Below are 13,447 nucleotides of genomic sequence, written 5' to 3'. Positions count from 1 at the left end.
AGTAATGGATAACGCTTGGCTCGCGTTACGCGAACCACAGCTTGGCGCAATCGGAATTAGCCATGGCATCTTGCGCTAGTGCCATCCCCAAACCCGCACCGTAGCATCTCCTTGCCCAAACGTATTGCACCAAGCAAGGAGAAAACATGGTTACTGACACCGCATTGATCACTGGCGCCTCGGGTGGCATCGGACTGGAACTGGCACGCCTCCATGCGGCCAAGCGTGGCGATGTCGTCCTGGTAGCGCGCTCGCGTGACAAGCTGGAGTCCATCAAGCACGAACTTCAGACTCGATACGGCGTGAAAGTGTATGTAATCGTGGAAGACCTGGCCGATCCTGGCGCAGCAGATCGGGTATTCGCTGCCACCGAAGCATTGGGGTTGTCCATCGACGTTCTGATCAACAACGCCGGGTTCGGTGGCCACGGGAAGTTCGTCGAACGCGACATCGCTGCCGATCTAGCCATGATGCAAGTGAACATGGCCGCGCTTACCGCTCTGACCCATCATTATCTGAAGGCGATGGTGTTGCGTCGACGCGGGCGTATTCTCAACGTCTCGTCGACCGCCTCGTTCATACCAGGCCCCCTGCAGGCGGTTTACTACGCCACCAAGGCATTCGTGACATCCTTCACCCAGGCTATCGCCGAGGAAACCCGGGAATACGGTGTAACCGCCACTGCGCTGTGCCCTGGCGCGGTCGCAACAGGTTTCGTCGCCGCAGGTGATCTGCAGGGTGTGGATGCCTGGAACAATGCCAGGACGGCACAATCCGTGGCGCAATGCGGTTACCAGGCCATGGAGCGCGGTGAACTGGTTGCGTTCAATGAAGGCAAGTTGCGCGTCATGCTCGACTGGATTGTTCCGCTGTTGCCTCGCAAACTGGTGCTCAGGATGTCCCGCAAGGCAATGGAAAAGGCATCCTGAGAACGCCAGAGAAGCCCTACCCGTTCGCCTTGCTGACTTGCGTGCCAAGGCAATGCGCTGCAAAGAGATGCCTCGATAATGAAACAAGCCAAGAACTTCGCCGTGCATGCTGGGTGGAAGGTGATCATTGCTGATTTGGGAGTAGCGCCTGGGGACCTGCTGGCCTTGGCCGAGCTACCGGCTGATCTATTCAGCCGCAAGGACTCCGTGCTCTCGCCACCTGAGTATTTTCGACTTTTCGAAAGCCTTGAGCAGCTGGTCGGAGAGTCGCATCTACCACTGCGACTCGGTGGTGCCGTTTCAGTCGAAGCCTTCGATCCGGCTCTTTTTGCTTGCCTGTGCAGCCCGGACTTCAACGTAGCGCTCACCCGGCTTGCCGAGTACAAGCGTCTGTGTGGTCCCTTGGCACTGGATGTGGTCTTCCACGACGCTTATACCGAGGTTTTTATCGAGTGCTACGGATACGACCGTCCGCTCCCGCGCAGCCTCCTTGCGATGGAACTGGTTTTCCTTACCCACCTGGCGCGCCTCGCCACAAGGCAAACGATCACCCCGCTGGAGGCAGAGCTGGTTGCGCTGCCCGAACCAGCAAAACCGTGCGAAGAGTTCCTGGGATGTATCTTGCGACAAGGCAACTGCAATCGTATTCGCTTCTCCAAAGAAGATGCTGCGCGCCCCTTCCTTACCGAGAACGTTGCCATGTGGCAATTCTTCGAGCCGGAACTCCGGACGCGGCTTTCAAAGCTCGAAGCCGGCGCCACCACGCAAGAACGAGTACACAGCGCGCTGCTCGATATGCTGCCGAGCGGGCGGAGCAGCATCCATGATGTCTCCAGTCGTCTGGCGATGAGCAAGCGCTCACTCCAGCGTCATCTTGCAGACGAGGCGCTGAACTATCAGGAGATACTCAATGGCACGCGTCAGGGCCTGGCTTGCCATTACCTGTCTCGCTCAACCCTGTCCCCCGGGGAAATTGCGTTCCTGATCGGGTTCATGGATGCCAATTCTTTCCTGCGCGCCTTCAAAGCCTGGACAGGCATGACACCGGGCGAGTACCGGAGGCAGCACAGCCACCAAACGTGAGTGCTGAATGGCAGCTTTGGCGTCAGAAGCGCTCATCGCCGATCGCCGGCAAGATCAGCTCCCTTACGAACGAAGCCTCGGACAAGCGCAACAGCGCGTCGACCATGGTGACCACATCATGCACGGGTACCTGGCGCCGTTCGCCTCGTGCTGCGGCTTGCGCCAATGGTGTGCTCAGGGAGTCGTCGGTATTCAGGTAACCCAGTTGAAGCACGGTCACCGCCAGGTTGTCATCCCTGAAGCCTTCGCGTAGCGCATCAGCCATGCCGTTGAGGGCGAACTTGGAGGCACCGAACGCCACCTCCGGGCGCCCGCTCTGGCGAAGGGCCGAGGTCGAACCGGTGAGGATCAACTGCGGCCGGGGCGCACCCAGCAACTTCGGCACCAGCCGCTTGAGCAGAAGCAGCGTGGCGGTGATGTTCACCTCGACCAGCCTGGTGATCGATTCGTCGCTGTCGTCGAGGAATGCGTAGTGCTCGCTGAAGGCGTGTTCTTCCCAGATGCCGACGTTGCAGATCAGGACATCCAGATCGGCAGGTGTTCGATCCGCGATCTGTGCGACAGCTGCCGTTGGCTTGGCAAGGTCGGCATCGATCCAGTGCAGATCGATGCCCGAGGCAAGGGCCAGGTCGACCGGCTGTTTGCGGGATACGCCGATCAGCGTGTCCCCTGGCTTGCCGAGCCCTTCGAGCAAGGCACGGCCCAACCCTCTGCTGGCGCCTACGATCATCGTCTTCATCTGTTGCTCCTTCCTGGCATCCTGCAAGTATCCATCGACCGATCAACTCCACCGGGCATTGAGTACAACGAAGTGCAGCAGGACCCAGACCATCAGCAGCAGATGGGTCAGTTGCAACCCTTCCTGACGGATCCAGTAGCCGAACCATATCCCGCCCAGCAGCATGGCGAGCAGGAAGCCGAGCGCTGCGCTCAAGGCCAGATTCAACCAGGGCAGCGAAGCCTCCAGGCCGGCGCCAAGCACCAGCTCATAGCACCCGACCCAGGCCGTGAGGGCGGCGGCGGCCTGTATCAGCACGATGATCGACAAGGCCAGGCGATGGAGAGAGGGAGAGGTCATCGCTCGCCCCAGCAGTGGGAGGCTGATTGCGGGCGGTTGGGCCAGCGGCGCCATCGACATGGTCGCCCCGATCGCCCCGGCCGAACTGGCAAAGGCATGCAGGTTGTTGATCAGACTGATGCTCAGCCACAGGCTCAAGCCAATGCAGCAGGTGATCTGGAAAATCAGCAGTGAGGTCGGAGTGTCCATTCCTGGTCCTTTGTGAGTTCGTTTCCGGAAGTTGCGAGAGAGTCCGGACGACACTCTAGAACCTCCACTTAACTCGAGGTCAATACCGTTTTCCAGGAAGGCTTCCATGCTGGCGAACCAGGTTAAGCCAGGTTCTACTTCACGCGATTGGAGGAGTGGCCATCTCAATCGTTGCCCGTTACTTCGACAACCTCGACAAACCCCTCTGACCTGCAAGGCGGCTCGAATGCAGCCGCAACTGCCTCGATACTCTCCCGCGGCACTTGATGATCCGCGCGGCGTAACGCATTGCGTGCCAGTGCCTGCTCCACCGAGGCACGAACCCAGACCGCCGAGACCGGCACGCCAACGCGCGCGGCCAACGCCAGAATTGGTGCACGATGCACGCGCCGCGGCAGTGCTGCATCGAAATACAGGCAACCGTTATCATCCCCTGCCCCACGATGCTGCTCGATCCAGGTGGTTTTCCCCGCAGCTTGCATGCCCACGACAAACAGCAATCGCGCTTTCGGGCCACTGCGCGTTAGCGCAGCCTCCAGCGCCAGCAGGGTGAGCCGCCAAGCGTCGGCGTTGCGCGATTGGCTGAACACGCGCCCACCGAGCGTTTCAAGGTAATGGTCTGGATTGAACACTCGGGTATCGGCTGGAGGGGCAGACGACCAACGATAACCCGTCAGCGGCCGTGATTGCCCTGCCAGTTCAATGGACCGTACAGACGCCTCCCGGCCACCGCAGCGTCGGTAGAAGTACCGATTCGGGTTATCCGTCAGCACCCAGGCGAGCAAACCTTGCCGGCCCGGCGCTTGCAGCTGCATCGCCACGGCCAGCAGCAGCTGGCGCCCAACGCCCTGTCCTTGCCAATGCGGCAGCAGATAAAGACCATAGAGCTCGTTAGCCTCCCCGAACCCCGGGCTTCGGTTCGGCCCTCCCGAGCAGAAGCCGACGATCTCGCCCGCTACCTTGGCCACGTGGTAGATCACGCCACTGACAGCGAACAGGGCCTGATGCCGTTGTTGCTGAGCCTCGGTGGTCAATCCGGCCAGAAATGCATCCGGCAGGATGCCCTGAAACGTTGTCTGCCAGGCCTTCACCGTCACGGCCGCGATGCCTGCCAGGTCCTCAGGGGCTGCCGGGGCAATGAGCAAGTCCATGTGCGCTCTCCTTTGATTCGCCATTTGTTCGTGCCATTTGGCCTGAAGCACGCAGAGCGAAAAAGCCTCGTCAGGGTTCGAGCATCAAGCCAAAGCGGGTTATCGCAAGTGGCTCACTGTTCTCTTCAAAGACGCGCTGGCTTGCAGCCTGCGCAGTGAAACCATGCTTGAGGTAAAAGCGTTTGGCGCGCTCGTTGCCATCAAGTACCCATGCGCAGACCCGCTGATACCCATTGTTCCTTATCGCCTGCAGGGCCTCTGCCCACAGAGCCGTACCTATGCCATGCGCCCAGAAGGTCGGGGCCAAATAGATCGCCATCAGTTCGGCAGTGCCATCCACAGCGTCCTGATCGCGGCTAGGGCCGAAGGAAACCCAGCCAACCACCTGCCCATTCAATTCGGCTACGCGAATGGAAGGATTGCCAGACTCGATTGCCTGCCTCAGGAAACCCACACGGCGTTCCACACTGCTGTCCAGGGCGCTCAGGTAACGGCTCGACAACAGCCCTTCATAGGCGCTCTGCCAACTGCGGATGTGAAGGATGGCAATGGCAGCGGCATCAGCGCTGACGGGCTTGCGAACAAGGAGCTTGGGTAGCAGGCTGACGGGTTCCATGTGATCAGACCTCAAAAGTATTCAACACAGTTACTGCACCTGCCATGCCACCAGGCATGCAACGATCAACTGCCGCTTTCAGCGGGTAGCCCTCAGGCTTGTCCTGTACAGCAGCAACGCAAACTGTCTGAACACTGTCCCCAGGCCGACAGCATTGGCACTGAGCGCTATCTGCCAAATATAGATAGTCCGCTCCACCTTCCTCATGCCTGGTAGAGCGAAACATGTAAATGACCACCGGGCTCGATACCGGCCCGGTGATTGCTCAGCACCTTACCAATTGTGCGTATAGCTGGCAGTCAACACAGTGCCGGGTGCCGGCAAGTGGCTGGTGTTGTTGTTATTGCGCAGCAATTGGCTGTAGAGCGGGTAGTAGTCGCGGTTGAACAGGTTCTGGATGCCGACGCTCACCTTGTCGTCAGTGGAGATCTGGTACTGGCTGACCAGGTCGACTGTCGTATAGCTGCTCACCTGATGTCGACCAAAGCTGTCCACGCCATCGAGCCTGTAGTCCTTGGCGTCGAAGAACGTGGCTTGCAAGCGGTTGCTCCAATCCAGGGTCGGCTTGTATTGCACGTAGGCGGTCAGCTTCAGCGGCGGAACGCGATAGCCGGTCATGTCTTGCCAGCCTTTGCCGTCCGGTTTTTCTCGCCCGCGCATCCAGGTCGCACTCCCCCCTGCGCCCCACACCGCATCGTCCGATAGCCAATCGGCACTGGCTTCAGCGCCGTAGATGCGCTCCTTGGTGCGGGTCAGAATCAGGCCATTATTGAAACTTTGCACATCCCCCAGTTTGGAGGTGGTGTAGAACAGCGCCAAGGTGCCGAGGGTGTTGCTACCCAGCTCTCCTCGCCAGCCAAGCTCATAGTTGTTGGTCTTGACCGGTTCCAGGTTCGATGCGTCGATGTCGAAACCACGGCGCGCATTGCGCAACTGAATGCCCACATCGGGCAATTGAAAGCCCTGGCTGAAAGAGGCGTAGATTTCCTGGCCAAGTACCGGTGAGTAGACGATGCCCAGGTTCGACAGAACCGCATCGTAATCAATGTCGCCACCCTTCACCGCCACCGGGGAGGCAGCCGTGGATTCAGACAACGGAACGAAGTCATCGAACTCGGCGGTGGAGTATTCGTAGCGCAGGCCGCCGTCGATAGACCAATGCTCGTCGAAGCGATGCTGCAGCTGGGCGAACGCTCCGGCGCTTCGCGTCCTCAGCGGGGGCATGTAGGTGAGCTTGCCGGTCTTGTCGAAAACCAAACCGCCACTGGCGTCATAAGCCGCCGGGTCGAAGACGTCGAGCGGCATGTCGCTGCGCTCCTGGTTATAGTCGCCACCCCACACCAGCTCGGTACTGCCGCTGTCGCCAAGTGGCGTGCGCAGGGTCAGGCGGCTGCCGAAGACTTCACTGTTCTGCATGATCTGGTCGATGTTGCCGCCACGGGTGGCAACGGCCCGGGCGTCGAACGGGGTGAAGCGGGTGAAGTAGTCACGGTAGTACATCTGGGCAGAAAGCCGGCTTCCGAGAATGTCGAGATTCTCGTACTCCAGGTTCACCAGGGTGTTGCGAATGCGGTTCTGCTCGTCGAGGTCCAGGCCCTTGATGGCATTGGCCGGCACAGAGCCTGCGGGGAGTTTCGCGACGCTTGGGTCTGTAGCGTAGTCTGTGTCCTGGCGGGCGTCGTAGTGGCTGACTGCAAGCTGGATTCGCTGGTTCTCGTCGATGTGCAGCCCCAGCTTGCCGCCAATGTTGTAGATGTTCGAATCGAACAGGTCGCCTTGACTGGGCTCCGGGGCGATCCGGTCGCCATGCGCATCGTACGAGGCACCAATGTGGCGGGTACCGAAGTCGAACGAGTAGTCCACCGCACCCTGAGAGCCTGCGAAATACTGCTGGAACTGCCCCCCCAGGCCATCGCTGCCCAGGCGGGTGAGCGGCGAGGTGGCGCTCAGGCTGGTTTCGGCACGATTTTCGCCACCTGCAGGCCGTGTGGTGATGGAGATGATGCCCCCCGTGGCGCCGCTGCCGTAGATGGCGCTGCTGCCACGGATGACTTCGACCCGTTCGATCAGTGCCGGGTCGATGTTGGCCAGGTTGCGCGAAGAGTCGCGGTTGGTATTGAGCGGCACCCCGTCGACCATGACCAGCATGCTGCGCCCGCGCAGGGTCTGGCCATACTCGGTGACGGTGCGGCTGGAGTCGGACATGCCAGGAATCGCCTTGGCGAGTACCGTGGCCAGGCTTTCTGAACCCTGGCGCAGCTCCTGCAGTTGTTCATGCTCCAGAACGGTGGATTGCCGCGTTGCGGAAACCAGGCTGCTGCTGGTGCGCGAGGCGGTGATTTCCATCTGCGCCATTTCCACGGGCACGCTGTGGGGTGCGGGGCTGGATGCAGGGGTACCCTGCGCGACGATGACGAACGTGCGCTCATCCTTGGCCTGTACCTGCAAGCCACTGTCCTTGAGCAGCGTTTGAAGTGCTTCCTCAGGTGTGAACCGCCCTTTCACCGCAGGCGCGTTTCTGCCTGCACCGAGATCGCTGGCAAAGATGATCTGCACCGAAGACTGCTGTGCTAGCGCGTTGATGGCCTCGCCCAGCGGCGCGGCGGGGAGATCGACGTTCACCTTTTCCCGGCCCTGGGCCGACATTGCGATGAGCAGGCTACTGGCGAGCAATGACAGGCGTAGTTGGCGACTGCGGAGGGGAAAATGCACTTCTCGAGTTCCTTTTTATGGTTGGGCTTTTCCAGTAGCCGCCATGGGGATCGAGAAACCCTACCTGCGCCTGAGAATTATTTTCTTGTCGATTTGGGTTGAATCCGGACGCTGCCATCCCCTTCTCGCAGCACGGCGACGGGCAGGATGCTTGGCAGCAGATCCAGTAGCAGGTCGACATTGTGCGCCTCGAACACCCCTGTCACCTTGAGTGCGGCCAGGCTTGGGTCGCTCAGCTCGATGGGGGCCTTGCGATAGAGGCGCAGCAACGACACCGCTTCATCCAGCGGCGTCTGCTCGAACACGATGCGATCATCTTTCCATGCCATCGCCCTGGAGGCGTCAGCCTTCGCAACCGGCATCAGTTGCCCGCCAATCGAGTCGACCTGTTGCCCTGGCCTGAGGGTGACAGGCGCTTGTGCTGCAGCCGCCGCGGTGACGTCCACGCGCCCACGGGCCAAGGACACACGCACCGCGTCGTTATCCAGGCGGCGAACATTGAACAGCGTACCGAGCACCTCGACTTTCGCCAGGCCAGCGGATACCACGAAGGGGCGGTACACGGCCGAGGACACATCGAAAAGCGCCTGCCCTGCGCGCAGGTCGACTTCGCGGCTGAGCAGACGCCAACTGATATCGACATGCGTGCCACTGTCGAGCAGCAGCTTGCTTCCATCGCCCAGCAGCACAGCGCGCCGCTCACCAATGGCGGTAGCGAAACGCTCGCTCTTGTAGGCAGGGTTCAGCCACGCCAGGGCTGCAAAGGCGATCGCAAGCGCCAGCGTGATACCTGCCGACTTCACCGCTTTCGAGGGCGCAGGCCTGGACGGCGGCATGGGGAACAGCTGCTTGAGCTCTTCACGATGTCGCCCCAGGGCCTCGTCCAGCGGCGCCTGTTCGGGCTGCTTGGTCACGGATGCACCTCATCGCGCCCAAGCCGTTGCCTGCACGCAGCCAACCCCAGGCGCAGGTGCTTTTCCACTGTCTTGATGGAGATACCGAGGCGAGCGGCTACTTCTGCCTGGGGGATTTCGTGAATCTTGTGCATGACGAAAACAGCCTGACAGCGAGGTGGGAGGTCTGTGATAGCGTCGACGAGCAGTTGAAACTCGCGCTCGCTGTCATACCTGGTCATCGGGGTGGCTGCCGGGCAGGCCACCTCAGGCAGCTCGGAGATAGCCTCTACCCAGGCGCCTCGGCGGCGATCGCTACGATAGCGACTCACGGCGGTGTCGTGGGAGATTTTTCGTAGCAAGGCCAGTGGGGTTCGGACGTCGTCTTTCTCACCGCGCTCAAGCAACTGCACGCACACGTCATGCACTACATCGCGCGCCATGCTTCTGTCGCCGAAGCGTCGGCGAATGTGGTCCACCAGATAGTCATAGTGACGTACCAATGTAGACAGCAGCGTCGGTTTGGCGGGTTCGAACGACACGATGCATCCTGAATAAGAGGGAGGCCCCGAAACAAGACACAAGTGTAAATGAGAAATAGTTGCGAATAAACAAGCTACGGCGTCGAGCCACGCTAAATCGCAGGCAGGTGAGGAATGGTCAGCCCGTTGGCAATGGCACTGGCTTCAAGCTTTGCACGCTCCGCGTCCAGAAGGACATAGGCGGCTTGCAGCGTGGTGATCTTCGCTTGAATGTCGGCCATCTTGCTGGCTACCAACATCGCGCCTTGCGCGCAATCGATCGTATTACCCCGCTTGGCCGCAAGGATGTCGCCGATCTCGGCGAGCGAGAAACCGCCGCTCTGGGCGCTTTGAATAAAGGCCAGATCAACAACGGTCTGGTCGCTGTAGCTGCGGTAGTTGTTGGCTTGGCGGTGGGCCACGATAAGCCCGAGTTGCTCGTAATAACGCAATGTATGGCGGCCGACGCCACTCCGGCGCTCCAACTCTCCAACATTCACAGTAAAAATTCCTTGACTGTAGAGTACGCTCTACACCTTAGCCTGCGCCAATCATCCAGACAAGGATTCAGATATGAGCGTGGAATGCTTCGTTACCGGCGGCAGTGGGTTTGTCGGCCAACACCTACTGGCCCGTCTTACTGCGACAGGGCACAAGACCTGGGTGCTCATGCGCAACCCTGAAAATATCGAACACCTCAAAGCGCAAGTAGGCCAACTGGGAGGTAACCCTGCATATATAAATGCAGTTGAAGGAGACATCAGCAGGGATGGACTTGGACTCAGCGAAACAGGCAGGCAATGCGTAGCTTCAGTCGCTGTGGTCTTCCACCTCGCGGCGCAGTTTACCTGGGGCCTGACAATGGAGCAGGCCCGCGCAGTCAATGTACAAGGTGCGCTGAGAGTCGCCAGGCTCGCGGCGAGCCAGCGTATCCGCTTGCTGATGGTGGGCGGCTATATGCTGCAGAACCTTACCCATCTTTCAAGTATCGGGGTTGATCACGAGCGCCCTCAAAACACCAATTGGCCCGCAGTCTACGGTCGTGTGGGTGGCTACGAAGGCAGCAAGCTGGAGTCCCATTTTGCAGTCATCCGCTACATGCAGGAGGCAGGCGCGGATTACACGATCGTTCATCCTGCTACGGTGTGTGGCCATAGCGAGAGCGGGCATATCCCTCAAGGGCAACCTCTGGCCGACCTCATTCGAAACCTGGCACTGGGCCGGTTCAAGGCTGTCCCTGGTTCCGCCAGACACTGGTTGCCACTGGTCAGCGTCGATTACCTGGTAAAGATGATGACCTGCGTGGCGTTCGACCCGTCGATGGCCAACCGGCAGGTCCTGGCGCTGTATGAGCACACCCCGAACCTGCAGGGTATGCTCGAGCAATTGGCACAAACGCTGGATATAAAGCCCCCCCGCCGCCATGTACCCATAGGGTTGCTGAAGTGGCTATTGGCGATTCCCGGCCTGGCCACCCGATTCTCGATCAGCACCGAGTCATTGAACTTCATCCAGACTCAGCGCTTCGACATGAGTGACAGCCAGCAACTGGAACGAAAGTATCAGTTGGCACATCCCGACATGGCGCGAACGTTGGAAAAGACCGTGCGCTACGTCCAGGGTTACTTGCCCTCTCGTCATGTTCACACTTCTGCAAAACCTGGCGGAAGATAACAAACGGGTTCTTACAGAGCGCGTAATTCTGTCGAACACTCCAGCAACTTCGGTGTTATATTATTGCGCATGAACCGGATGGTTACTTCCTGACCGTCTGGTTAGTTAAAGCGTGTCGACGCTCAACTTGGTCTTTAGGGAAAAAGGCGTGTGAATTGACGTGAAGCGTGACATCCACCTCGTTGTGCTACTGCTATCGGTCATCGGTTGCTCTCTCGCATCGTTAACGCTGTGGAAGGTCATGGCTTCTCGCGAGCGCGCCCTGGAAGACGTCAATGTCCATGGCCTGAACCTGACCCAGGCACTGTCCACCTATTCGGAAGGTATCGTCCGGCAGAGCTCGATGCTGCTGCTCGGCCTGGTCGAGCGCCTGGAAACCGAGGGCGCCGGGCCTGCGCAGATCGAACGTCTGGATCAACTGGTAAAGCGCCAGCAACCATTGATGCCGCCGATGAGCGGCATCATGATCTACGCCAGGGACGGACGCTGGCTGATGTCATCCAACCAGCCGACACCCGTCGGTGCCAACAGCAGCGATCGAGCCTTTTTCATCCACCACCGTGACGACCCATCCCGCGACCCCTTCATCGGCCTGCCAATCCGTAGCCGCGTCAACCAGGAATGGGTGATCACCATCAGCCGGCGGTTCAACGATGACCACGGCGAGTTCGCCGGCGTTGTCGCCATGACGCTTGGCGTGGAGAACTTCCTGCAGCTTTTCGGCAAACTGGATGTCGGCCATGACGGTGCCATCGGGCTGGCCTACACCGACGGTTCCATGCTGGTGCGCTACCCATTTCGGGAACAGGACATGGGGCGCAACTTTTCGAAGTCGCCCATCTTTACCAAGTATCTCGTTGACCAGCCAGCGGGCACCGCATCGTTCACCTCCAGCCTGGACGGCGTGGAGCGCCTCTATGCGTTTCGCAAGAGCGACAAGCTACCCCTGGTGACAACGGTCGCGCTGGGCAAGCAGGAAGCACTCTCGGCCTGGCGGCTCGAGGCGCTGCTGTCGTCACTGGTGGTCGCTGCGCTGCTGGTACTGATCGGGGCCATTGGCTGGCTGCTGATTCGCGCCATGAGCCGGCGCAGTGCGGTCGAAAGCGAGCTTCGACTGACCCAGCAGCAGTTGCTGGAGAGCAATCAACAACTCGAAAGCCTGGCGATGCACGATGCGCTCACGGGGCTTGCCAACCGGCGCTGCTTTGACGAGGCGCTGACCCAGGAAATCCGCACCGCCCATCGAAACGGCACCACGCTGGCTTTGCTGATGATCGACATCGATCATTTCAAACGCTACAACGACACCTATGGGCATCCGGCTGGCGACGCCTGCCTGCAGCAGATGGCTGCCCTGCTCTCTTCCTGCATCCGCCGCCCTCGCGACCTGCTGGCACGCTACGGGGGTGAGGAACTTGCCGTGATCCTGCCCGATACCGACAACGACGGAGCGGTCGTCGTCGCCAGGCTGATGCTCGAGCGCCTGGCCTTGCAACCTATCCCTCACGAAGGCAGCCCTTTCGGGCATGTGACCGCCAGTATCGGCATCGCCTGCGCCGATGGAGCGGCCCTCGAAAGCCCGCCATCGCTGATTGAACGCGCCGACCGGGCGCTCTACATCGCCAAGCAGGCGGGCCGCAATCGCCTGCATGTCGACCGGGCGAAGGCATAAAGCCAATAACAAGGAATGTACAAATGCAATCTCATTTCGGCAAAGGCGTACTCTTTGCACTCTGCGCCGCTGCATTGAATGCAACGATCGGCGTACTCAGCAAAGTGTTGATGAACAGTGGATTCAGCTCCAGCAGCATCGCCCTGATAAAAACAGTCCTCGGCTGCCTGTTGCTGTCAGCATTGCTCCTGTTTCTAAAGCGGCCCCTGCATACGGCCAAGTGGTTCCATGCTGCCGTTTGCGCATTTCTCGGCATTTTTGTGTTGTTCCACTTTGAAACCTCGGCCTATAGCCATTACGCCGCGGCAGGCGTCGTGGTGATCCTGATGGCAAGCGCGTCCATATCTTCGATAATACTGGGGCGAATAGTTCTCAAGGACCCGATCACCGCCAACGCGACGGTAGGCGCCGGTTTGACCATAGCTGGCATTGCCGTGATTTTTGGCGCCGACCTGGAACAAGGCTTTACGCTGCAAGGTGCAGTGCTCGCTTCGATCGGAGGCTGCGGTTATGGCGCATTTTCGGTTGCCATGAAGCGCATGGGCGTTTCCGGGGGGCTGCATTTCACTCGGCAACTATTGTTTTTCGGCAGCCTCTACCTGCTGATGCCGGCTGCAACCGATGGGTTCAACATTGGCGAGCTGTCGCTGGTGGCGGTCATGGCACTGCTGGCGCTGGCCGCGTTGCCGACCATCCTCGGCTTCTTCTGTACCACCAAGGCCATCGAATACCTGAAACCCTCGCAAGTCCAGGCGCTGGAGCTGACCGAGCCGCTGTTTGCCGCACTGCTGGCGTTCGTGGTGCTCAATGAAGTACCGCGGGACACGTTGTACCTGGGGGCCGGGCTGATTCTCTTCGGCCTGTGCTTCTCCAATGAGCTGATCCGACTGGGCAAGAAAGCGCCACAGCCGTCCAAAGCATGAAACGCG

Annotated in this window: 13 protein-coding genes; 5 read left to right on the top strand and 8 right to left on the bottom strand. The window is 59.9% G+C overall.

Annotation, left to right across the window (positions count from 1 at the left end; genetic code table 11):
• Positions 1 to 146: 146 nt before the first annotated feature.
• Together ABNP31_RS11260 and ABNP31_RS11255 are read left to right on the top strand one after the other, a co-directional pair.
• Complete coding sequence (locus ABNP31_RS11260) at positions 147 to 929, top strand: SDR family NAD(P)-dependent oxidoreductase (RefSeq protein WP_075045483.1); 783 nt, start codon at positions 147 to 149, stop codon at positions 927 to 929.
• 78 nt (positions 930 to 1,007) lie between these two features.
• Positions 1,008 to 2,012: an AraC family transcriptional regulator gene (locus tag ABNP31_RS11255; RefSeq protein WP_350013325.1), complete on the top strand. Its 1,005-nt coding sequence runs from the start codon at positions 1,008 to 1,010 to the stop codon at positions 2,010 to 2,012.
• Positions 2,013 to 2,034: 22 nt separating this feature from the next.
• Here the strand turns inward: ABNP31_RS11255 and ABNP31_RS11250 are convergent, their stop codons facing one another.
• From ABNP31_RS11250 to ABNP31_RS11215, 8 genes are all read right to left on the bottom strand, one after another.
• On the bottom strand, positions 2,035 to 2,751 hold the full coding sequence (locus ABNP31_RS11250) for an SDR family NAD(P)-dependent oxidoreductase (protein ID WP_085616209.1): 717 nt from the start codon (positions 2,749 to 2,751) through the stop codon (positions 2,035 to 2,037).
• A 42-nt stretch (positions 2,752 to 2,793) separates the two neighbouring features.
• Positions 2,794 to 3,279: a DUF2165 domain-containing protein gene (locus ABNP31_RS11245; protein WP_350013324.1), complete on the bottom strand. Its 486-nt coding sequence runs from the start codon at positions 3,277 to 3,279 to the stop codon at positions 2,794 to 2,796.
• A gap of 164 nt (positions 3,280 to 3,443) precedes the next feature.
• Positions 3,444 to 4,430 (bottom strand): GNAT family N-acetyltransferase, encoded by a 987-nt coding sequence (locus ABNP31_RS11240; protein WP_350013323.1) that lies wholly within the window; start codon positions 4,428 to 4,430, stop codon positions 3,444 to 3,446.
• Positions 4,431 to 4,500: 70 nt separating this feature from the next.
• Positions 4,501 to 5,046: a GNAT family N-acetyltransferase gene (locus ABNP31_RS11235; protein WP_085663413.1), complete on the bottom strand. Its 546-nt coding sequence runs from the start codon at positions 5,044 to 5,046 to the stop codon at positions 4,501 to 4,503.
• Positions 5,047 to 5,319: 273 nt separating this feature from the next.
• Positions 5,320 to 7,758: a TonB-dependent receptor gene (locus ABNP31_RS11230; RefSeq protein ID WP_350013322.1), complete on the bottom strand. Its 2,439-nt coding sequence runs from the start codon at positions 7,756 to 7,758 to the stop codon at positions 5,320 to 5,322.
• 77 nt (positions 7,759 to 7,835) lie between these two features.
• Positions 7,836 to 8,672 (bottom strand): FecR family protein, encoded by an 837-nt coding sequence (locus ABNP31_RS11225; protein WP_085663411.1) that lies wholly within the window; start codon positions 8,670 to 8,672, stop codon positions 7,836 to 7,838.
• The gene (locus tag ABNP31_RS11220; RefSeq protein ID WP_085663410.1) at positions 8,669 to 9,193 is read right to left on the bottom strand and encodes an RNA polymerase sigma factor; all 525 of its coding nucleotides are present in this window, start codon (positions 9,191 to 9,193) and stop codon (positions 8,669 to 8,671) included. Before ABNP31_RS11220 ends, ABNP31_RS11225 begins: the two co-directional genes overlap by 4 nt.
• 92 nt (positions 9,194 to 9,285) lie before the next feature.
• Positions 9,286 to 9,672, bottom strand: a complete 387-nt coding sequence (locus ABNP31_RS11215; protein ID WP_050706059.1) for a MerR family transcriptional regulator — start codon at positions 9,670 to 9,672, stop codon at positions 9,286 to 9,288.
• A gap of 73 nt (positions 9,673 to 9,745) precedes the next feature.
• On the opposite strand from ABNP31_RS11215, the gene ABNP31_RS11210 reads away from it, so the two are divergent.
• From ABNP31_RS11210 to ABNP31_RS11200, 3 genes are all read left to right on the top strand, one after another.
• On the top strand, positions 9,746 to 10,846 hold the full coding sequence (locus ABNP31_RS11210) for an SDR family oxidoreductase (RefSeq protein ID WP_085663409.1): 1,101 nt from the start codon (positions 9,746 to 9,748) through the stop codon (positions 10,844 to 10,846).
• A gap of 160 nt (positions 10,847 to 11,006) precedes the next feature.
• On the top strand, positions 11,007 to 12,518 hold the full coding sequence (locus ABNP31_RS11205) for a sensor domain-containing diguanylate cyclase (protein WP_176240847.1): 1,512 nt from the start codon (positions 11,007 to 11,009) through the stop codon (positions 12,516 to 12,518).
• 23 nt (positions 12,519 to 12,541) lie between these two features.
• Positions 12,542 to 13,441 carry a DMT family transporter gene (locus tag ABNP31_RS11200; protein ID WP_085663407.1) on the top strand — a complete coding sequence of 300 codons (900 nt, stop codon included), beginning with the start codon at positions 12,542 to 12,544 and terminating at the stop codon, positions 13,439 to 13,441.
• The last annotated feature ends 6 nt before the right edge of the window (positions 13,442 to 13,447 follow it).

The sequence above is a fragment of the Pseudomonas asiatica genome (assembly GCF_040214835.1).
GTDB classification, from domain to species: Bacteria; Pseudomonadota; Gammaproteobacteria; order Pseudomonadales; family Pseudomonadaceae; genus Aquipseudomonas; species Aquipseudomonas putida_Z.
Note: the sequence above shows the minus strand (reverse complement) of the source record. Positions and strands in the feature narration are given on the sequence as shown.